The organism is Rheinheimera mangrovi (genome assembly GCF_003990335.1).
Lineage (GTDB): Bacteria > Pseudomonadota > Gammaproteobacteria > Enterobacterales > Alteromonadaceae > Pararheinheimera > Pararheinheimera mangrovi.
The window spans coordinates 1-21,102 of record NZ_CP034683.1 but is presented as its reverse complement, the minus strand read 5'-3'; the positions used below and the strand labels follow the sequence as shown (position 1 = coordinate 21,102).

Genomic DNA, 21,102 nt, shown 5'->3' with positions numbered 1-21,102 from the left:
ATTCGGATCCCAATAAATATTTACTAATTCAAAGCCATTGTACCACGAGAGCCTTAGCCCTCGATCCCTACCCGCATTTCTGCCAGAGGCTCAAAAATATGCTGGCTTTTCTGCATTTTTAAGCTGTAGATCTGGTAATACATCATGACGTTTTTGACATAATCACGGGTTTCCTTAAAAGGAATAGTTTCAACCCAGATATCCAGTGGCACTGAACCATCTTTTGGGATCCAGGATTTCACTCTGCTATAACCGGCGTTATAAGAGGCTGTGGCAAAAACAACATTGTTGTCAGTGCTTTTCATCAGGTAGTTCAGATAATAAGTACCGTAATTAATATTGGTGACCGGATTGTACAACTGCTCAACTGGCACACGACGGCCGGTAATATGTTTGGCCGTTGCTGGCATTATTTGCATCAGACCATGAGCACCAACAGGCGATTTAGCCGTTGGAATAAAGGTACTTTCACGCCGCGCTATCGCCATAGCCCAGGCCGGATCGACCTTGGCTTTTTTCGAGTAGGTCTGAATTTCTTTGTTAAAGGCCATAGGGAAACGTAAGTCGACATCATCCCAATAGCCAGCTTTGGCCAGTGCCACTATAGCGTTATCGTACCAACCCAATTCATAGGCCAGTTTAACGGCGCTGTATTTTTGTAAGTCGCTGCCGTATTGCTGCAAATGTGTCAGTTCACGTTTGGCTGCATTGGGTCGCTTAAGCGCTTGCCATTCTTTCATTCGCCGCACTGGAGCACTGCTTTTAAAAGCTAAAAAGTCGGTGGCTGACACTGGCACTGGCTTATGTGCCAGACTTGGCGGCTGACCTAAATGAGCAGCAGCCAGATAGCCGTAGTAACTGCGCAGCTTGGCCAGTTGTTGATAAATATGCACAGAGGATTCTTTTAAGTTCACCTGCTGATAAGCGCGGGCTAACCAATATTGGCTGGAATCTTCTTCGGCCAGTTTTGCAGGCAATGCTTTTACGGCATCAATGACTGCGTACCAGTCTTTTTTGCGTAACAGGCTGGCCAATTGCCACTGCACAAACAAAGTGTCTTTGTATTCATTTGGCACTATGGCGATAAATTTATCAGCTCGGGGATCGTTTTTACTGGCTAAAGCTATGGCAATCTGACGAGCGGTCACAGCACGATTTTCGTTGCTGAAGGCCGGGTCATGAGCAAATTTGTTCCAGACCTCAATAGCTTGATCTGGTTTTTTCCATACCAACTTTTGTATGCCATAGGCAGCTAAATCACGCTCAAGTGGGCTGCGCAGTGGCAGGAAGCTTTTGCGATAGACCAACGCAGGGTTGTCCATCACCTGCACCCACTTCTCTGCCAGGTATTTCTGGTCCTGCGGTAACAAACTACGTAAATAAGGCAACATGCGCTGATTGTCAGCTTTTACCGCGGCCAACACCCGTTGCCAAACGGCATCAGGCGTACGCTGACCGGCTTTGCGCCAACGGTCAAAAATAGGGTCGCATTCATCAGGACGAGTTTTACCTACAGCCCACAAATCACGTACTGCGGGCCAAACGGCAGCAGGCTTTTCCAGCACCAGCCGCATTTCCAAAGCCTGACAATCAAGCACAACGTCAGAGCCATATTGATAGTTCTTCAGAAATAACTGAGCTTGTTTGCGATTTGCCAGATAATTCAGCCAACGCGCGCGTAAAGTACGCTCTAATGGTGTGCCCTGATGCTCTTGCATAAAACGTACAACAGCATTGGTGTCATCCAGCGATTTACTTAGCCACTCCAGTTCCAGATAAGGCTGCAGCGGATAAGCCTGCATTTCTTTTAATACTTTTTTGGCCTGAGTTTCAGTCAGTTTATGGATATTTTTCTCAGCCAGTTCGAAACGTTTACGCATGCCCTCATTGATAGCATGTACAGGAAAAACGACGGACAAGGCGGCGGTTGCCAGCAACCAAAGCGATGGACGGAAAACAGAGGATAAACGCCACATACAAATATTTACCACCTATAGTTACTGGAACATCCACCGTCAATTCAAACAAGTGTTTAAATAACGGTTGAAATTTTTACTTAACCACGACACACTGAGACTGCAATAGACTCATCTTACCAGTTGCGAATAAAAGCAACAGTCCACCCTATCGGACGAAGGAGAACATTCATGATCTACCAGAGTAACAGCATCACCGTCGCCTATCTGGCGGATGGTATTGCCGAGTTTACCTTTAATGCTGCCGGTTCAGTTAATAAATTTGACCAACAAACCTTAGCAGATTGTCGCACCGCTTTGAATCTGCTGCATGCAGATAAAAACCTCAAAGGCGTGATTTACACCTCAGGAAAAGACGCATTCATCGTTGGCGCTGACATTACAGAGTTTTTAGGTACATTCCAGCAGCCTGAAGCTGAACTTATCCCCTGGATCAAATCTGCCTCTGACGTATTTGACCTGGCAGAAGATTTACCGGTTCCAACCATTGCTGCTATTCGTGGTTTTGCCTTAGGTGGTGGTTTCGAGTGGACCTTAACTGCAGACTACCGTGTCGCAGACACCACAGCCAAAGTAGGTTTACCTGAAGTGAAACTGGGTTTAATGCCAGGCTTTGGTGGTTCAGTGCGTTTACCTCGCATTATTGGTGCTGACGGTGGTATGGAATGGATCACCACAGGTAAAGAACGTGGTGCTGACGCTGCGTTAAAAGAAGGCGCTATCGACGCCGTTGTTGCTCCGGAAAAATTAAAAGACGCAGCCTTGTCGATGATCAAGGATGCCATTGCCGGCAAACTGAACTGGCAGAAAAAACGTGCCGTTAAATTACAGCCATTAAAGCTGAATAAAATTGAAGCCACCATGAGCTTTAACACAGCCAAAGGCATGGTATTTGCCAACGCAGGTAAACATTACCCTGCTCCTATGGTTGCGGTAGAAACTATCGAAGCAGCAGCCCGCTTAGACCGTGCTGGTGCTGTCGCTTTAGAAAACGCCTCTTTTGCCAAACTGGCAAAAACTTCTGCCGCTTCGGCCCAGATCGGCTTATTCCTGAACGACCAGCTGATTAAAGGCAAAGCGAAAAAAGCAGCCAAAACAGCGACCAAAGACATTAAAAAAGCAGCCGTTTTAGGTGCAGGCATTATGGGTGGCGGCATCGCTTACCAGTCTGCATTAAAAGGCGTGCCAGTTGTGATGAAAGACATAGCCGACAAAGCTTTAGAGCTGGGTATGGGCGAAGCCACCAAGCTGCTGAACAAGCAGGTTGAACGCAAAAAGTTAGATGCTGTAGGTATGGCAAAAGTGATTGCCAGCATCCAGCCGACTTTGAGCATGGAGCCGGTAAAAGCCGTTGATATAGTGGTAGAAGCTGTAGTTGAAAACCCCAAAATCAAAGGTGCGGTGCTCAAAGAAGTAGAAGAGTTAGTAGCAGCAGACGCTATTATTACCTCGAACACTTCGACTATCTCTATCGATTCATTAGCCGCCAACTTAAAAGACCCAAGCCGCTTCTGTGGTATGCACTTCTTTAACCCAGTGCACCAAATGCCGCTGGTTGAAGTTATTCGTGGTAAGGACACCAGCGAAGAAACCGTAGCTGCGGTAGTGGCTTATGCAGCTCGTATGGGCAAATCTCCTATAGTAGTCAACGACTGCCCAGGTTTTTATGTCAATCGCGTACTGTTCCCTTACTTTGCAGGCTTCAGCAAACTGGTGTTAGACGGTGCTGACTTTGCCAAAGTAGACAAAGTGATGGAAAAAACCTTTGGCTGGCCTATGGGCCCTGCTTACTTACTGGATGTAGTAGGTTTAGATACAGCCTTCCACTGCACTGACGTAATGGCTGCTGGCTTCCCAACTCGTATGGGTAAAGTGGAAAACGACCCTGTGGCTGTGATGTATCAGGCACAACGTTTCGGTCAGAAAAACGGTGCAGGTTTCTATGCCTACAGCAAAGATGCCAAAGGCAAGCCGAAGAAAGACTCAGATGCTGCAGCCTATGAATTACTGGCTAAAGCAGGTAGCACAGGCGTGGAATTCAGTGCTGACGACATAATTGCCCGCTGTATGGTGCCCATGATTAACGAAGTGATCCGCTGCTTAGAAGAAGGCATTGTGGCCTCAGCTGCAGAAGCAGATATGGGCTTAATTTATGGTTTAGGTTTCCCTCCGTTCCGTGGTGGTCCGCTGCGTTATGCCGACACCATTGGTCTAGCGAACTTTGTGGCTTTAGCCGACAAATACGCTCATTTAGGTGAAATCTATCAGGTAACAGACAAAACCCGCGCCATGGCAGCTTCTGGTGCCGTGTTCTACCCTGTTTAAGGCGGAGAGAAACAAATGAAACAAGCAGTGATAGTTGATTGTATCCGTACCCCTATGGGTCGTTCTAAAGCTGGTATCTTCCGCAACGTGCGTGCAGAGGAATTATCGGCTTATGTGATGGCCGCTCTGGTTGAACGTAACCCGGCTTTAGATCCGGCTGAAATTGACGATGTGATCTGGGGTTGCGTGCAACAAACTCTGGAACAAGGTTTTAACGTCGCCCGTAACGCCGCTTTGTTGGCAGGTATCCCGCATTCTGTACCAGCTGTGACGGTAAACCGCCTCTGTGGTTCATCCATGCAAGCCTTACACGACGCAGTACGTGCTATTCAAACCGGCATGGGTGATGTGTACTTAATTGGTGGTGTGGAACATATGGGCCATGTGCCTATGACCCATGGCGTGGATTTCCACCCAGGTTTAGGCAAAAACATAGCCAAAGCTGCAGGTATGATGGGTTTAACCGCTGAACTGTTAGGTAAACTGCATGGCATCAGCCGTCAGCAACAAGACGAATTTGGTGCCCGTTCACACCGTTTGGCGTATGAAGCCACGCTGCAGGGTCGTTTTAAAAACGAAATCATCCCGGTGCAAGGCCATGACGCTGACGGCGTACTGAAAGTCTTTGATACCGACGAAGTAATACGTCCAGAAACCACAGTAGAAGCCTTAGCTGGTCTGCGCCCTGTGTTTGACCCAGCCAACGGTACTGTAACTGCGGGGACATCCTCTGCTTTATCAGACGGTGCTTCCGGCATGCTGGTGATGAGCGAAGAAAAAGCCAAAGCCTTAGGCTTAAAAATCCGCGCCAAAGTCATAGGTATGGGTGTAGCAGGTTGCGATCCATCCATCATGGGTTACGGCCCTGTTCCTGCCAGTAAAAAGGCGTTAAAAGCGGCGGGTTTAACAGTGGCTGATATCGATTATGCCGAGTTAAACGAAGCCTTCGCTGCTCAGGCGCTGCCAGTGATGAAAGACTTAGGCTTACTGGAAGTGATGGATACTAAAGTGAACTTAAACGGTGGCGCCATTGCTTTAGGTCACCCGCTGGGTTGCTCTGGCTCACGGATCAGCACCACACTGATTAACGTGCTGGAAGACAAAGGTGGCAAATACGGCTTAGCCACTATGTGTATCGGCTTAGGCCAGGGCATAGCGACAGTGTTTGAACGTGTCGAATAAATAGTAGCTGTTAGCTATTGAATAACAGGGTTGGCTTAGGCCAGCCCTTTTTATTATATTCAGCCTAAGTTAGCATATGCGCCTTTTCTCACGTGGAACCTGAACTATGTCAAACCCTGAACAGTTATTTTTAGCGGCCGATCAGCAGCTGGATACTTTAGGTTTACGCTGCCCTGAGCCTGTGATGTTGACCCGCTTGGCGATTCGAAAAATGACGGCTGGCCAGACTTTATTAATTACCGCTGACGATCCGGCTACTACCCGGGATATACCAGCTTTTTGTCGTTTTATGGAGCATGAACTGGTGGCCAGCGATACCAGCGCCGAGCCTTATCGTTATTTAGTAAAAAAGTCTGGCTAAGGCACAAGTTTCAAGTTTCAAGACTTCGTTTTCAGGCTTAAAGAAGCACAAATGCCGGGTAGACTTTCAGCCGTCATGCCTTCTTGTAAAAACCCATCTGTAGAGCTTAGTTTTGCTCTTGCTGTATCATCCGCTGCCATCACCTGATCAATCCAGCTGGTATAGCTTGATACTCGGGTATACAGCTCTTTGACGCCATATTCACCGACATCCTTAAACCAGGAGTCCACTCTGGAACTCACGCCCAACAGATAATAGTCATCGTCTTTTTTTAGATAAGCCGGGCCACCACTGTCGCCATTACCTGATACACCTTCCAGCTCCAGAGCCTGTTGATCCGATTCAAAAACAAAACGCAGATCGAATTTGGTCACTGCTGTTACTTTATTCTGGGCCTTACGCAGCACACCATTATTTTCTTTATAGCCTACAGTTTCACCTGTTAAGCCTGTGCCAGTGCCTCCACTGCCGATAAACCACAGTACCTGATCACTCTCGTCCTGCTGACGGTATAACCTAGCTGGCTGCACGCTAAGCACAGGTTTTGCCAGCTTAATCAGCGCCAAATCATTGTGTTCACCCAGCTGATATGTCGGGTAACTATAACGTGCTTGAACTTCAACCAGTTCATCTCCCACTTGAACAGGCTGGCCAGGATTTAAACAAAACACCGTATGAGCGGCGGTGAGCACCCATTCTGGCGCAATCAAAGTGCCGTGCACACCAATGTTGTAGAAGGTCACCAAAGGCGGAAAATCAGCCTTAGATGCCAGATACTGCTCTGGCGCTTTGTCGTGGCGAATAACAATTGCTGAAGCCTGCATCGCAAGAATACCGCTCGCAATCAGGAAACAGCCACTCAACAGCCTTAACTTGATCCTGTTCTGCATCAGTCTTTCCTTATTTAGCTTCTAATTACAAGCAGATTGACAGAAAAACAAAAACAACTTAAGTCATTAAATGTAAGCAGTTATTTAAACAAAACCTGCTGATCCATCTGCATTTTTCCGCCCTTTAGATGAAGTTTTCCGCTCTTTATAGGTTCACTCTGTAAGGGTCAACCCCCTTCCGCCACACTGCCAGCATCAAGACAATGAATCACTGATAAACAAGGAAAACACCATGCAACAGTTCAATAAAATCTTTAATCAAACCAATTTAAACCTGCTGCTAATCACAGCGCTGGTGGCTTTAACCATTAAAACCCAATGGCTGCCCAGCGACAGCAGCACAGTGCGCGAACTCAATGTACAGCGTATCAATGTGATGGAGCCTAGTGGGCATCCGCGGCTGGTGATCGCCAATACAGGCCATGCGCCTAAGGCCATAAAAGAAGGCAAAGAGTTTTTCGATCCGGGCCCACGCCCAGGCATGATTTTTTACAATGACGAAGGCACAGAAAACGGCGGTTTTGTATTTCGTGGTTTTGAAAAAGACGGCAAAGTAGAACATGGTCTGCATTTATCCTTTGACCGTTACAATCAGGACCAAAGCCTGGCGCTGCAGCATATTGAACAAGACGGCATGCTGATCACTGGCCTGAACGTGGTAGACAGACCGCAGTACCCCATAGACGACTATATGCAGCTGATGCTGGCAGCAGAAAAAGGTGATGCGAAAGCTCAAGCGCGCATAAAAGAACTGGAACAACAACACCCAGATATTCATGGCAACAGAAGAGCTTTTTATGGCACATTAAACAAAAAAGCTATGCTGCAACTGAATGATCCACAAGGAAATAAACGAATTGAAATGGCTGTAGGAAAAGATGGCAAACCTCAACTGGTGTTTTACGCCGAAGATGGCAGCGAATTGATGCGTTTGCCTGAAGCAGTACAGGTGAAAGGATGAAACAACTCAAAACCTTTTTCAGCTTGCTGCTGTTTTCCTATGGCTTGATGTTGTATCTGGCGCTGTTGCAAACAGCGCCGGGACAACCCCTGCTGTTTCACGCTGATGCTCCACTTTGGCTGACCTTGCAGGCGGCGTTATCGCTTTGGTTAAGCCGTACTTTGGATGCCCGGCTTTGGACCAAACATACACCAACCTCTTTGTTACAGCGTTACAGCCAAAGCTTTGCTTTAAGTATGGCACTGTTTGTCGGCCTGATGACCGTATTACAGCTGGTTATTGACCTGGCCACCAGCCAGCCCTTAGTAATGCAGCAGTATTTGCGGGTGAGCCTGATGTATCTGCTGGTGCATAGTTTAATAGCTGGTGCTGATTTGTTGTGGCAAGCTTTAAAGCGCCAGCAACAGCAACAACTCGAGCTGCTGCAGGCACAACAACATAACCAGCAGTTCAAGTTGCAATTACTGCAACAACAACTGGACCCACACTTTTTGTTTAATAACCTCAATGTACTGTCTGTGCTTATTCATAAAAGCCCGGATCAGGCTGAGCAGTTTCTTGACCATTTTGCCGATATTTACCGTTACCAATTGCAGCAAGGCAGTAAAACGCTGGTGCCTTTGGCTGACGAGCTGGCTTTTGCACAGCAGTATATGACACTGTTGGCGCAACGTTTTCCGGCCAGTTTTCAGCTAAAGAGCTCTGTAGAGCCGGAGCAACAAACTAACTATCAGTTAGTGCCCTGCAGCCTGCAGTTGCTGCTGGAAAACGCAGTGAAACATAACAGCGCATCAGCTGAACAACCATTGTTGATTCAACTGGAACTGCAACAAGGTCAGTTAATAGTGCGTCACCCATTGCGAACCAAGGCTTATGCCCAGCCCGGTACAGGCACAGGTTTAAGCAATTTATCTGAGCGCTGCCAGACGGTGCTGGGCAAGCCAATAGAAGTGACACAAAACGACGAGTTTATCGTCTCTGTGCCACTGCAGCAGAGTGTTTAAAGGGCGGCATAAGCAAGGATGGGCCATGAAAGTACTGATTATTGAAGACGAAGTATTAGCGGCAGAAAAACTGGCCGCTTATCTGAAACGCTATCAACCCGACGCCGAACTGGTAGCTCAGCTTAGTTCTGTCGCTCAGGTGATTGAGTTTTTCTCTGCAGATCCAAAAGCTCAACAACTGGATTTAATCTTCTCCGATGTAGAGCTGACAGATGGTCAGGTATTTACTGCGTTAGAGCAGCTGGATTTGCCTTGCCCTGTGCTTTTCACCACAGCTTATGATCAGTACTGGATGCAGGTGTTTCAGTATCAGGCGGTGGATTATTTGCTGAAGCCCTTCTCCTACCCCAGATTTGCCGAAGCTATGCTGAATTTCGCTCAGCTGAAACATAAGCTGCAACAGCCTGTAACAGCTACAGCACCGGCTTATAAAAAGCGGTTTTTATTACGTAAAGGCCAAAGTTTATCTATTTTGCCAGTCGCCGATATTCTGCTGATACGTGCCGCCAACGGCGTATTACTGGCGACAGATAAAAATAACAGCGTACATATACTGACCGAAGCCAATTTGGGCGATATAGAAAACCAGCTCGACCCCAGCGAGTTTTTCCGGCTAAACCGCAGCGATATTATTCATATCAGCAGCATCTTACAGGTAGAGCCTTACAACAAAGAGTCAGTGGCTGTAGTGCTAAGCTGCGACAAAGAACCCGCCATCAGCAGTAAAACCAGAACAGCGCAGTTTAGGAAGTGGTTAAATCAGTAGGTTCCGAAGCATCAACTTTTATCATCACTTTAACCAACAAAAAAGGAGCCGAAGCTCCTTTTTTAATTACTATCAATCAATTGCGTATCACTGCAATACAGAAATATCCGCTACGCGCAGGAATAATTCACGTAATTGCTGTAACAAAGCCTGACGGTTTAAGCGAACTGCAGCGTCATCAGCATTGACCATGACTTTATCGAAGAACTGATCGACCACATCACGCATGGCGGCCAGATGGCTTAAACCTTCAGCGTAGCTGCTTACAGTGGCCTGATAGGCTTGTTCAGCCACTATGGCCTTATGCAGGGCTTGTTCGGCGTCTTCGCTTAGCAGAGCGCTGTTGATGCTTTGTGGAATAGCTTCTGTCACTTTCGCCAGAATGTTTGCTACCCGCTTATTGGCCGCGGCTAAAGCTAAAGCGGCGTCCAGTTTGCGGAATTCAGCCACTGCTTTAACACGACGGTCGAAGTCAGCCGGATTGGTTGGACGGCGGGCCAATACAGCCTGGATCACGTCCACACCAAAACCTTCGCCTTCATACCAGGCGCGGAAACGGCCCAGCATAAAGTCCAGCACTTCGTCGGAAACGCTATCCTGAGTCAGCTTGTCACCGAAGGTGGTTTTGCTGAATTCAATCAGTTCAATCAGATCCAGTGGTAACTGCTTTTCCACCATAATACGCAGTGCACCTATGGCGGCACGGCGTAAGGCGAAGGGGTCTTTGTCGCCTTTTGGCGCCTGGCCTATACCAAAGATACCGACCAGCGAATCCATTTTATCGGCAATGGCCACAGCACAAGCTTCGAGCTGGCTTGGCAGGCTGTCACCGGCAAAACGTGGTTTGTATTGCTCATTCAGCGCTACAGCCACTGCTTCAGCCTCACCGTCCAGACGGGCATAATGCATCCCCATCACGCCCTGCACTTCAGGGAATTCGCCAACCATATTGGTCATTAAGTCGGTTTTAGACAGTAAACCAGCGCGTTCGGTATGTTGTACGTCAGCACCAATTTTGCCAGCAATAAAGGCTGCGACTTTGGCGATACGCTCTGATTTCTCCAGCAAAGTGCCCAGCTTTTGCTGGAACAAGACAGTGCTTAATGCAGGCAGACGATCGACCAGTTTAGTTTTTGCATCTGTGACAAAAAAGAACTGAGCGTCAGATAAACGTGGGCGCACTACTTTTTCATTACCCGAGATAATCTGGCTCGGATCTTTGCTCTCAATATTGGCCACAAAGATGAATTTATTCAGTAACTTGCCATTTTTATCAACCAGCGGGAAATACTTCTGGTTGTCTTTCATGGTGGAGATTAGCGGCTCGGCAGGCACCTGCAGGAAACGTTCTTCAAAAGAGCCCACCAGCACAACTGGCCATTCAACCAATGAAGCCACTTCTTCCAACAAAGCATCATCCATCAGTGCCACGCCGTTTAAGGCTTTGGCCTGAGCTGCCACATTTTCAGCAATAATAGCTTTACGTTTAGCGAAGTCGGCAATGACATAAGACTGTTCCAGCGTGCTTAAGTAGGCATCGGCATTTTTGATTTCGACCAAAGCTGGTGCATGGAAACGGTGGCCATAACTAACACGGCCCGACTCTTTGCCAAGAATAGTAGCAGGCACTACGTCGTCACCTAATAACAGGGTGACAGTGTGCACAGGACGGATAAATTCGGCCGTTGAATTGCCCCAACGCATTGGCTTGGCAATGGGCAACTTGGCTAAAGCAGTGCTGATCACAGCGGGTAACAATGCAACTGTGTTTTCGCCTTTAATCAAAGCTTTGTGAATTAACCAGGCACCTTTGTCTGTTTCTAAACGTTCCGCCTGATCTGCGGTAATACCGTTCGACGCAGCCCAGGCTGCAGCAGCTTTGGTTGGCTGACCATCGGCATCAAAAGCCGCAGCCAAAGCCGGACCACGTTTTTCCACCACTTTGTCTTGTTGTTGTAACGCCAGTTGGTTGACACGAACAGCTAAACGGCGTGGCGCAGCATACCAGCTGACATTGGCATGGCTTAAGTTCTGTTTGGCCAGCTCTTCAGTGATATTGTCAGCAAAGGCAGTCGCCAGAGTTTTTAATGCTTTTGGTGGTAACTCTTCGGTACCAATTTCTACGAAAAAATCTTGCACAGACATTATGCCTCCTGCGTTGACTGGTTACGGCTCTTGCTATCACTACATAAGGGAAAACCTAACTTTTCCCGCGCAGCGAAATAGGCTTCAGCACAGGCTTTGGCCAGGGTGCGCACCCGCAGAATGTAACGCTGACGCTCAGTCACAGAGATGGCGTGACGGGCATCCAATAAGTTAAAAGCATGCGAAGCTTTCATTACTTTTTCATAAGCCGGTAAAGCTAAACCTGCTTCAATCAGCTTCTGGCTTTCGGCCTCACACTGGTCGAAGTAAGCAAAGAGCGCAGGCACGTCAGCATATTCAAAGTTGTAAGTGGATTGCTCTACTTCGTTCTGATGGAATACATCACCGTAAGTGACACGACCTAAAGGACCGTCAGCCCAGACCAGATCATAAATACTGTCCACGCCCTGAATGTACATTGCCAGACGCTCTAAACCATAGGTAATTTCGCCTGTAACAGGACGGCACTCTAAGCCACCTACTTGCTGGAAATAAGTGAACTGAGTCACTTCCATGCCGTTTAACCATACTTCCCAACCCAGACCCCAGGCGCCCAGAGTTGGCGATTCCCAGTTGTCTTCTACAAAACGGATATCGTGCACCAGGGTATCAATGCCCAGTTCACGTAAGGAACCTAAATACAGCTCCTGAATATTGGCTGGTGACGGCTTTAAGATCACCTGAAACTGATAGTAGTGCTGCAGACGGTTTGGGTTTTCACCGTAACGGCCATCAGTAGGACGGCGGCAAGGCTGCACATAAGCCACGTTGGTAGGCTCAGGGCCTAAAGAACGTAAAAAAGTCATAGGATGGAAAGTACCGGCCCCTACTTCCATATCCAGCGGCTGAACAATAACGCAGCCCTGGCGTGCCCAATAATCTTGTAATGCCAGGATCAACCCCTGGAAGGTCTTCATATCGTACTTTTGCATTAGCCTGACCTGCTGGTAAAAATGACTGAAAAGTATACCTATTTGCGGCGTCGAACTGTAGCGCTGATTTTAAATTGTTGAATGAATTTCTTGGATTTAAAGGCTTGAGGAGTCTTGCGAGGTATCTTGCTCTAGCTCTTTGATGATGTCTCTGAGTTTCATTTTGAATAAGGAGTCAATTTTCGCATCACTTAGTTTGCCCACTTTATTCGCGCCTAAGTAACTTAGAAGAATCTCTTTTTTCTCAACAGTACTCATAGTGTCAAAGTTAACGACATATTTATGAGTAGATTTGTCTGTTCTGCGCGCTTCATAATATGCTTTTAGAACCTTTTTAACTTTTATCTTACCTTTGATTCCTGCCCTTGACAGCATGCTGGTTACAGTCGAATCAATATGACGAAAGCAGGTTGTATTATCCGCTTGTGAAAAATAAAACACCCAGCCCAACCTTTTTGATTGGAAAATACATCCCGAAAGCTTCAAGTTCAGACGCCACTGGCAAACATCAAGTGCTTTTATCCGATCAGCATCATTTTTTGAAATTTCATTTTTATATTTGTAGGCTGTTAGTACAGAGGCAATCTTCGATTCAAAATTTTTTATGCTGCTTTCTTTAGGAGATATACGACCAGCTTTGAATGAATATCCCAGATACTCAAAACCTTTTGAAATAGGTTCAACCTGAGTCTTAGAACCAATTAAATCTCTTTCATGTGGTTCTAAAAGTTTGCTCTTTAAATAACTAATAGCCCGCGCATAGAGAGCTTCCGAGTCTTCCTTACTGCATAGGATCAGAATATCGTCAACATACCTAGTGTAGTGAAGACTCGGGTCTTCATAAAAGTGTTGATCAACATCGGAGATATAAATTTCAGCTAGTAAGTTTGATATGGATAGTCCCTGCGGCACACCTTTGTCATTAATGCTTGTGATCACTCCCCCCTTCGGTACAGTAGGCATTCTGATAGCATTTTGAATCAAAGCTAATATTTGCTTTTTTCGGATCTTTTTCTTAAGTATCTTTAACAGTTGCTCGTGAGGTATTGACGGATAAAAGTTCTTTAAATCTATTTTGATAAAAGCACCGTACCCACCACTTTTGACAGCCTCAACAACACGATTAATTTTAACTTGAGGGATTTCAGTAATTGCTTGCGGGTATAGTTTTGCAAGAAATTTTGACAGCGCTTTAAGGATTACTCTGTCTCTTATTGTCGGTATAGATAAAACTCTTGGGGGTTTGTTTGCGCCTTTAGAGATAAGTTTCTCTTTAAACTGTGAAAATCTATAGCAATCAGAATTAATCCTTTCAAGTGCAGCCGAAATATCGCGCTTAGCATCTTTCTCGTAAACTATTGCACGGCAGTTATCTATACCTGTTGCAGTACTATCTTTTATATATTTGGCATAGATCTCTAGTAATGAAGACAGCTTAAATAATTTACTAAACTCTCGGCTCGCACTCATAAGGAATACATTCCGAAGATAATGATAAGGGGTGTAATGATGAACGCAATTAAGAATAAGCAAGCGGTGCTCTTAACTACATAATAAAAAATGAAAGCATGCCAGGCTGGCGTTCTAGTTGTCGAATTTTTCACTCTGAATGTCAAATCATCAAATTCAGTATGATTTTCGCCTTTAGCTATGATCAATTGATATCGTTCGTCAGTTTCGCTGAATTCGTCGACGGGCAATTCATTTTTTACTTCTAGTTCACGGTAAAGTTTCTGCAATTCTAAGTAGTTTTTTCTCATTTCAATTTCGCGGCCACGATAATCGCGGTTTGATACAACCAACGATAAAACTAGGACGATTAAAGAAATGCAGGTGACGAGAATATCTCCGTTACTACCGAAAATCAGAGGAAAACGGATCATTACTATTGAAGATATAACAGTAATCAATGAGTACCAGATTAATAAATTCTGAGTTACTTTATTAAGCAACATGAGCCTTTCGTGGGCCATTATTCTCGCTTTATACGTAAACCAAACCTTATTTTTCAATGCATCTACGTTTTTCATTTATCTTTCCTTGAAATGCTCGGTGAGAATAATTAAGCACGTTAATACTCCAAATTGCTTTGAAGTCAAAACAAACACAAGTGTTGTTGATTAGATCCATCTCTAACCCTAAAGCTAGAAACCTGACACCCACCGAGCCGTTACATAGTAGCAAAGAATGATACAAAAACTACTGTAGAATATTGTTATTTATGCCCATCTAAACGAATACTCCCTCCCCTTAGCCGCAAGCCGTTCAAAAATGGGTGGCCAAGGTTTTAAGACGAGGAGTGTCTGAGCGAGGAGCGGTAGCGACGAACGAGTTGCCGAGTCGCCTTGGACGCACTTTTTTGAGCGGGCTTTCGCAGCGGCCAGGGTCGCCTTTTCTTTGCGCCACTTTCTTTTGGCGACGCAAAAGAAAGCGGCTCGCCAACGGCGAAAGCAGTTGAATTATATGGGAATTCCGGTTTGTATCAGCAATAAAAAAACAGGCTTAACTCAGCCTGCTTTTTAGCATTTGTTAGCGTACCAACAAACTTACACGTCCAGGTTCGCCACCCGCAGCGCGTTTTCTTCGATAAAGTTACGGCGTGGTTCTACGTCGTCACCCATCAGGGTATTAAACAGCTGGTCGGCACCAATGGCGTCCTCAATAGTCACACGCAGCATGCGGCGGGTATTTGGATCCATGGTGGTTTCCCATAACTGCTCAGGGTTCATCTCACCCAAACCTTTATAACGCTGGATATATAAACCACGTTTTGATTCGGCCATTAACCATTCCAGTGCTTCAACAAAGCTCTCTACTGGTTTGATTTTTTCGCCACGGCGGACATAACCACCTTCTTCAATTAAGTCACGGATGGCAGTGCCTAATTCAACAATGCGGCCGTAGTCGACTGACGTGATAAAGTCGTAATGCAGCAGGTATTCGTTGTCGATACCGTGCTGGCGAATGATCACTTTTGGCACAAACAACTGGCGTTCGCGGTCTTCTACCACACTGTATGCATAGCTGGAACCGTCGCCTTCGCGCTCTTGCAAGCGGGTGACAAGGTTCTTCGCCCAGGTTTCCGCCAAAGCTGCGTCTTTACACAGCTCAGGTGTAATAGCAGGCACATAAACCAGTTCGTTCAGTAAGTTCGACGGGATCTTACGGCTTAAACGAGTGATGGTAGCTGTCACTCTATGGTACAGCTGGACCAGCGTTTCCAGCTGAGCACCACCTATGCCTGGCGCGTCTGCATTGACGTGTAAGGTCGCCTCATCCAGCGCCAGAGTCGTTAAGTACTCAGTTAAAGCCGGGTCATCTTTAATATATTGTTCTTGCTTACCTTTTTTCACTTTGTATAAAGGCGGCTGTGCAATATAGATGTAACCACGTTCGATCAGCTCTGGGGTTTGACGGTAGAAGAAGGTCAACAACAGAGTACGGATGTGAGAACCATCGACGTCAGCATCCGTCATCAGGATGATGCTGTGATAACGGGTTTTATCCGGGTTGTATTCGTCACGGCCAATACCACAACCTAAAGCTGTGATCAGCGTGCCTACTTCCTGAGAGGAAATCATCTTGTCAAAACGGGCTTTTTCTACGTTCAGGATTTTACCTTTCAGCGGCAGAATAGCCTGGTTTTTGCGGTTACGGCCCTGCTTGGCAGAACCACCCGCAGAGTCACCCTCTACCAGGTAAAGTTCTGATAATGCAGGGTCTTTTTCCTGACAGTCGGCCAGCTTACCTGGTAAACCTGCGATATCTAAGGCACCTTTACGGCGTGTCATTTCGCGGGCTTTACGAGCTGCTTCACGAGCGCGGGCCGCGTCAACAATTTTGCCAACGATAATTTTGGCTTCGCCCGGGTTTTCTAACAGGTATTCATTCAGTTTTTCGTGCATTGCACTTTCAACTGCAGACTTCACTTCGCTGGATACCAGTTTGTCTTTGGTCTGAGAACTGAACTTAGGGTCTGGTACTTTTACACTGATAACAGCAGTTAAGCCTTCACGGGCGTCGTCACCAGTGGCGGAGATTTTCATCTTCTTGGCGTAGCCTTCATGCTCCATATAGGTGTTTAACACCCGGGTTAAAGCAGAACGGAAACCCGCTAAGTGAGTACCACCATCTCGTTGTGGAATGTTGTTGGTAAAACAGTAAATGCCTTCCTGGAACGAATCGTTCCATTGCATCGCCACTTCTACAGAAATACCATCTTCTTCACGGTGTGAAGTGAAGTAAAAGGCCTTTTGGTGTACCGGGGTTTTAGTGCGGTTTAAGTACTGCACAAAAGCTTCGATACCACCTTCATATTTGAAATGGTCAGTTTTGTCGTCACGTTCGTCGGTCAGAATAATGCTGACGCCTGAGTTCAGGAATGACAATTCACGTAAGCGTTTCGCCAGAATATCGTAGTGAAAATTGATATCGCTGAAAATCGTTGGGCTTGGCCAAAAACGAATAGAAGTACCAGTGCCTTCAGTTTCACCTACTACAGCCAAAGGTGCGTCAGGCACACCTAAACGATAGATTTGTGAATGCACTTGCTGTTTACGGCGAATGGTTAATTCCAGTTTGTCCGATAAAGCGTTTACTACTGAAACACCTACACCGTGCAAGCCACCAGACACTTTGTAAGAGTTATCATCAAACTTACCACCGGCGTGTAATACCGTCATGATTACTTCAGCTGCAGACACACCCTCTTCATGCATATCTGTAGGAATACCACGACCGTTGTCGCGTACTGATACTGAGTTATCTGTGTGGATAGTTACCCATACATCAGTACAGTGGCCAGCTAAGGCTTCATCGATGGAGTTGTCGACGACTTCGAATACCATGTGGTGTAAGCCTGAACCGTCGTCCGTATCACCGATATACATACCGGGTCTTTTACGTACGGCATCCAGGCCTTTTAATACTTTGATACTCGACGAGTCGTAAATATGTTCTTCGGCCATCTTCATTCTGTCCGTATTGTTATCTGTCCGTGTTCCACGTGAAACAATGCCGGATTCAGATCCGGTATTGCTGGCAAAACCTGGTCAGTATTAATCGCTGAAATAAATACCTGCGAATTAATGGTGTTTAAAAAACTAAATATATGACGCTTGGAATTATCGTCTAATTCCGAGGCCAAATCATCAATTAATAACAGTGGCTGTTTATGGCCGTAGTTATAAATCACGTTACTTTGCGCAACTTTAAGCGCAAAGAGTAATACTTTGAGTTGTCCACGCGACAACACTTCTTCAACAGCTTGGCCCGCTACTTTCAGCTTTAAATCCGCCTTTTGTGGGCCAAACTGACAATGTCCTAATCGCAAATCCTGCGCAAAATTTTGCTGCAGTAATTGCTGTAGTTGCTCAGGCGCTTCGATACGTTCCGGCCAGCCAGAATACAACTGCATGCTTAAACCCGAAGACCAGGGCGCATCAACTAATAGCGGCTGAACCGCCGCATCCAAAGCCAAGATGTACCGCTGGCGTAAAGCCTGTAATTCAAACGCCAAACTGGCCAGATTCTGGTCCCAGTAGGCATATTCATCGTTATAACGCTTTTGTGTTTTTAACAAGGCGTTACGATGTTTTAGTACACGCTGCAATTTGCTCCACAAGGAATAAAAACTGTGTTCCACGTGAAACAACCCCATATCGAAAAACTGCCGTCTTTCTTTTGGGCCTCCCAGTAATAGCTTAAAGCTCTCCGGGGTAATTAATTGTACCGGCAGCAGTTGGGCCAGTTCAGAGACACGGTTCAGGTCTTCCCCGTTTAACCGCATCCGAAGCTCGCCTTCCCGTTCGCGCTGCAAGCCTAGATTTAATATCTGCTGCGCCATCTCAACTTTGGCATTCAGTAAGAATGCCGGTTGTTCATAGCGGATCAGCTTTTCTGGTCTGCTGCTGCGAAAAGAACGGCCATGTGCCAAATAATAAATGGCCTCGAGCAAACTGGTTTTGCCGCTGCCATTTTCGCCATAAATCAGGTTTATCCCGGAACGAAACTCTAATTGAGCTTCGGCAATGTTGCGAAACTGCTGAATTCTAAGCGTATTTAATGCCATTCACTATAAACGCATTGGCATCACAACATACATGGCGCCAGACTTAGCCCCAACTCCTTCAATCAAAGCACTGGAGTTGCCGTCACTTAAATGCAGCACTACCAGGTCGGTTGATAAGGTGTTTAATACGTCGAGTAAGTAGCCCACGTTAAAACCAATCTCCAGCGTATCACCCTGGTATTCCACTTCGATGGTTTCTTCCGCCTGTTCGTGCTCAGGATTATTCGCCACAATTTGCAGCTCGCCTGAACTCAGGGTGAAACGCACACCACGGTATTTTTCGTTCGATAAAATGGAAGCGCGAACGCAAGAATCTTTTAATACATCACGGTGCGCTGTCACCAGCTTAGTGCTGTTGCGCGGCAATACACGACGATAATCAGGGAAACGGCCGTCAATCAATTTACAGCTGAAGCTGAACTGAGAGTCGGTTAAACGAATATGGTTTTGTCCCAAACTTAAAGTGACCAGCTGATCATCGGCAATCAATAAACGCATTACTTCCAACACACCTTTGCGCGGAATAATAATTTGTTTTTGATGACCGGCCGTAGCTGCTAATTCAATAGAACTCATGGCCAGACGGTGACCATCAGTTGCGACAGAACGTAAAGTGCCGTTATCCACTTCAAATAACAAACCGTTTAAGTAATAACGCACATCCTGATTTGCCATTGAAAATGCAGTGTCGTCTAACAAATGACGCAACTGGCTGCGTGGTAACTGTAAGTCGACCTCACCTTGCCAGCTTTCTAAATTTGGATAATCGTTGGCACTTAAGGTCGACAAGGTAAATTTACTTTTGCCTGTGCTGACCACACAGTTTTCGCCTTGCACTGTGACACTTAATAAAGAAGTGTCGGGTAAGCTGCGGCAAATATCCAGAATCTTTTTCGCTGGCACCGTAATACGGCCTGGGCTTATCAATTGCTGGATAGGTGACATCGCCACCAGTTCAATTTCTAAGTCGGTACCGGTCAGAATTAATTGACCGTCTTCGCGCGCCTCAATCAACACATTGGACAAAATAGGTAAAGTATGGCGCCGTTCAATAGCACCTGACACCATTTGTAAGGGTTTGAGTAGAGCGTCGCGTTCAATAGTAAATTGCATCACCATTCCCTATTATGAAGACAATGTTCGAATTAAGTTTTGGAAATCTTCTTTAATTTCATGCGTTTCTTCTTTTAACGATTCGATTTTACGACACGCATGTAAGACTGTGGTGTGGTCACGGCCACCAAAAGCATCGCCAATTTCCGGCAAGCTGTGGTTGGTCAGTTCTTTCGCCAAAGCCATCGCCATTTGACGGGGGCGGGCTACGGAACGACTGCGGCGTTTAGACAATAAGTCCGCTACCCGTATTTTGTAATACTCAGCCACAGTTTTCTGAATATTTTCAATAGTGACTAATTTGTCCTGCAACGCCAGCATGTCGCGTAATGCTTCGCGTACAAAGTCAATGGTAATAGGACGGCCAGTAAAGTTGGCATTGGCAGAAATACGGTTTAACGCGCCTTCTAATTCACGCACATTGGAGCGAAGACGTTTAGCGACAAAAAACGCTACTTCTTCCGGCAGACGTATATTTATCTCCTGCGCTTTACGCATCAGGATCGCAACCCGGGTTTCCAGCTCTGGTGGTTCGATCGCAATAGTTAAACCCCAGCCGAAACGGCTTTTTAAGCGCTCTTCCACGCCGTCGATTTCTTTTGGATACCGATCGCTGGTTAAAATGATCTGCTGGTTCCCTTCAAGCAAGGCGTTAAAGGTATGGAAGAACTCTTCCTGGGAACGGTCTTTTTTCGCAAAGAACTGAATATCATCGATAAGCAGCGCGTCGACAGAACGATAATAGCGTTTGAACTCTTCTATTGCATTGTTTTGTAAGGCTTTCACCATGTCCTGCACAAAACGTTCTGAGTGCATATAAATCACTTTGGCATCTGGTTTTTTCGCCAGAATACCGTTACCTACCGCATGCAATAAGTGAGTTTTACCTAAACCTGTGCCGCCATATAAAAATAGCGGGTTATACGCAGTGCCCGGATTATCGGCCACTTGCTTGGCAGCAGCGCGCGCTAATTGGTTCGATTTACCTTCAACAAAGTTATCGAAGTTGTGCTTTGCATTAACATTGCTGTTGACTATAGTCTTTGGCGCTGGATCTGGCATGGTAGCTAATGGAGCAGCAGCAGGTGCAACTCGTTGCAGTTGATTGACAGGAGCAGCTAAAGGCTTTTGGGTTGAACCCACATCAAAGCGTAAACGTGGCGCATGATCGCCACAATAGCCTTGGATCAGTTCATTGATCCGGTTCAGGTATTTGTCACGCACCCAATCCAACACAAAGCGGTTAGGCGCATACAAAGTCAGTGCGTCATGCGAGCTGTCAGCTTGTAATGGACGGATCCAGGTTCCAAAGTCACGAGCCGGTAGCTCGGCCTGGAGCGCTTCGAGGCAATTTTTCCAAACGGACTGATACACCAT

At 46.3% G+C, this 21,102-nt stretch carries 16 protein-coding genes; 6 read left to right on the top strand and 10 right to left on the bottom strand.

Going from position 1 to position 21,102, the window contains the following annotated elements:
- Positions 1-53: 53 nt before the first annotated feature.
- Positions 54-1,976, bottom strand: a complete 1,923-nt coding sequence (locus EK374_RS00080; RefSeq protein ID WP_127019016.1) for a transglycosylase SLT domain-containing protein — start codon at positions 1,974-1,976, stop codon at positions 54-56.
- Positions 1,977-2,147: 171 nt separating this feature from the next.
- Here EK374_RS00080 and fadB point away from each other — a divergent pair, with 171 nt between their 5' ends.
- From fadB to tusA, 3 genes are all read left to right on the top strand, one after another.
- Entirely contained in the window at positions 2,148-4,301 is a 2,154-nt protein-coding gene (fadB, locus tag EK374_RS00075; RefSeq protein ID WP_127019014.1) for a fatty acid oxidation complex subunit alpha FadB, read from the top strand.
- A gap of 15 nt (positions 4,302-4,316) precedes the next feature.
- A complete protein-coding gene (gene fadA / locus EK374_RS00070) occupies positions 4,317-5,483 on the top strand; it encodes an acetyl-CoA C-acyltransferase FadA (RefSeq protein WP_127019012.1) in 1,167 nt (388 codons plus the stop codon).
- 106 nt (positions 5,484-5,589) lie between these two features.
- Positions 5,590-5,844 (top strand): sulfurtransferase TusA, encoded by a 255-nt coding sequence (gene tusA, locus EK374_RS00065; protein WP_127019010.1) that lies wholly within the window; start codon positions 5,590-5,592, stop codon positions 5,842-5,844.
- 17 nt (positions 5,845-5,861) lie between these two features.
- Here tusA and EK374_RS00060 read toward each other — a convergent pair whose 3' ends face one another.
- Entirely contained in the window at positions 5,862-6,734 is an 873-nt protein-coding gene (locus EK374_RS00060) for a S1 family peptidase (protein ID WP_127019008.1), read from the bottom strand.
- A 232-nt stretch (positions 6,735-6,966) separates the two neighbouring features.
- Here EK374_RS00060 and EK374_RS00055 point away from each other — a divergent pair, with 232 nt between their 5' ends.
- From EK374_RS00055 to EK374_RS00045, 3 genes are read left to right on the top strand one after another with little or no spacing between them, the layout of a single operon-like run.
- Positions 6,967-7,695, top strand: a complete 729-nt coding sequence (locus EK374_RS00055; RefSeq protein WP_127019007.1) for a hypothetical protein — start codon at positions 6,967-6,969, stop codon at positions 7,693-7,695.
- Complete coding sequence (locus tag EK374_RS00050) at positions 7,692-8,699, top strand: sensor histidine kinase (protein ID WP_127019006.1); 1,008 nt, start codon at positions 7,692-7,694, stop codon at positions 8,697-8,699. The genes EK374_RS00055 and EK374_RS00050 overlap by 4 nt, the downstream gene beginning before the upstream one ends.
- A 25-nt stretch (positions 8,700-8,724) precedes the next feature.
- Positions 8,725-9,465 carry a LytR/AlgR family response regulator transcription factor gene (locus tag EK374_RS00045; protein ID WP_127019004.1) on the top strand — a complete coding sequence of 247 codons (741 nt, stop codon included), beginning with the start codon at positions 8,725-8,727 and terminating at the stop codon, positions 9,463-9,465.
- Between the two features lie 87 nt (positions 9,466-9,552).
- On the opposite strand, the gene glyS is transcribed toward EK374_RS00045, so the two are convergent.
- The 8 genes from glyS to dnaA form a co-directional block, all read right to left on the bottom strand.
- On the bottom strand, positions 9,553-11,610 hold the full coding sequence (gene glyS, locus EK374_RS00040) for a glycine--tRNA ligase subunit beta (protein ID WP_127019002.1): 2,058 nt from the start codon (positions 11,608-11,610) through the stop codon (positions 9,553-9,555).
- Positions 11,610-12,542: a glycine--tRNA ligase subunit alpha gene (gene glyQ / locus EK374_RS00035; RefSeq protein ID WP_127019000.1), complete on the bottom strand. Its 933-nt coding sequence runs from the start codon at positions 12,540-12,542 to the stop codon at positions 11,610-11,612. The genes glyS and glyQ overlap by 1 nt, the downstream gene beginning before the upstream one ends.
- Positions 12,543-12,638: 96 nt before the next feature.
- The gene (locus EK374_RS00030; RefSeq protein WP_127018998.1) at positions 12,639-14,012 is read right to left on the bottom strand and encodes a reverse transcriptase domain-containing protein; all 1,374 of its coding nucleotides are present in this window, start codon (positions 14,010-14,012) and stop codon (positions 12,639-12,641) included.
- Positions 14,009-14,572, bottom strand: coding sequence for an SLATT domain-containing protein (locus EK374_RS00025; RefSeq protein WP_127018996.1), 564 nt, complete (start codon positions 14,570-14,572; stop codon positions 14,009-14,011). The genes EK374_RS00030 and EK374_RS00025 overlap by 4 nt, the downstream gene beginning before the upstream one ends.
- Positions 14,573-15,088: 516 nt before the next feature.
- On the bottom strand, positions 15,089-17,509 hold the full coding sequence (gene gyrB / locus EK374_RS00020; protein WP_127018994.1) for a DNA topoisomerase (ATP-hydrolyzing) subunit B: 2,421 nt from the start codon (positions 17,507-17,509) through the stop codon (positions 15,089-15,091).
- 2 nt (positions 17,510-17,511) lie between these two features.
- Positions 17,512-18,612 (bottom strand): DNA replication/repair protein RecF, encoded by a 1,101-nt coding sequence (gene recF / locus EK374_RS00015; protein WP_127018992.1) that lies wholly within the window; start codon positions 18,610-18,612, stop codon positions 17,512-17,514.
- Between the two features lie 3 nt (positions 18,613-18,615).
- Complete coding sequence (dnaN, locus tag EK374_RS00010; protein WP_127018990.1) at positions 18,616-19,725, bottom strand: DNA polymerase III subunit beta; 1,110 nt, start codon at positions 19,723-19,725, stop codon at positions 18,616-18,618.
- Positions 19,726-19,737: 12 nt separating this feature from the next.
- Entirely contained in the window at positions 19,738-21,099 is a 1,362-nt protein-coding gene (gene dnaA / locus EK374_RS00005; RefSeq protein ID WP_127026615.1) for a chromosomal replication initiator protein DnaA, read from the bottom strand.
- Positions 21,100-21,102: the final 3 nt, after the last annotated feature.

Excerpts from the sequence above, each read along its gene's own strand:
- EK374_RS00080 (WP_127019016.1), bottom strand. The coding sequence starts at position 1,976 with ATGTGGCGTTTATCCTCTGTTTTCCGTCCATCGCTTTGGTTGCTGGCA.
- fadB (WP_127019014.1), top strand. The coding sequence starts at position 2,148 with ATGATCTACCAGAGTAACAGCATCACCGTCGCCTATCTGGCGGATGGT.
- fadA (WP_127019012.1), top strand. The coding sequence starts at position 4,317 with ATGAAACAAGCAGTGATAGTTGATTGTATCCGTACCCCTATGGGTCGT.
- tusA (WP_127019010.1), top strand. The coding sequence starts at position 5,590 with ATGTCAAACCCTGAACAGTTATTTTTAGCGGCCGATCAGCAGCTGGAT.
- EK374_RS00060 (WP_127019008.1), bottom strand. The coding sequence starts at position 6,734 with ATGCAGAACAGGATCAAGTTAAGGCTGTTGAGTGGCTGTTTCCTGATT.
- EK374_RS00055 (WP_127019007.1), top strand. The coding sequence starts at position 6,967 with ATGCAACAGTTCAATAAAATCTTTAATCAAACCAATTTAAACCTGCTG.
- EK374_RS00050 (WP_127019006.1), top strand. The coding sequence starts at position 7,692 with ATGAAACAACTCAAAACCTTTTTCAGCTTGCTGCTGTTTTCCTATGGC.
- EK374_RS00045 (WP_127019004.1), top strand. The coding sequence starts at position 8,725 with ATGAAAGTACTGATTATTGAAGACGAAGTATTAGCGGCAGAAAAACTG.
- glyS (WP_127019002.1), bottom strand. The coding sequence starts at position 11,610 with ATGTCTGTGCAAGATTTTTTCGTAGAAATTGGTACCGAAGAGTTACCA.
- glyQ (WP_127019000.1), bottom strand. The coding sequence starts at position 12,542 with ATGCAAAAGTACGATATGAAGACCTTCCAGGGGTTGATCCTGGCATTA.
- EK374_RS00030 (WP_127018998.1), bottom strand. The coding sequence starts at position 14,012 with ATGAGTGCGAGCCGAGAGTTTAGTAAATTATTTAAGCTGTCTTCATTA.
- EK374_RS00025 (WP_127018996.1), bottom strand. The coding sequence starts at position 14,572 with ATGAAAAACGTAGATGCATTGAAAAATAAGGTTTGGTTTACGTATAAA.
- gyrB (WP_127018994.1), bottom strand. The coding sequence starts at position 17,509 with ATGGCCGAAGAACATATTTACGACTCGTCGAGTATCAAAGTATTAAAA.
- recF (WP_127018992.1), bottom strand. The coding sequence starts at position 18,612 with ATGGCATTAAATACGCTTAGAATTCAGCAGTTTCGCAACATTGCCGAA.
- dnaN (WP_127018990.1), bottom strand. The coding sequence starts at position 19,725 with ATGCAATTTACTATTGAACGCGACGCTCTACTCAAACCCTTACAAATG.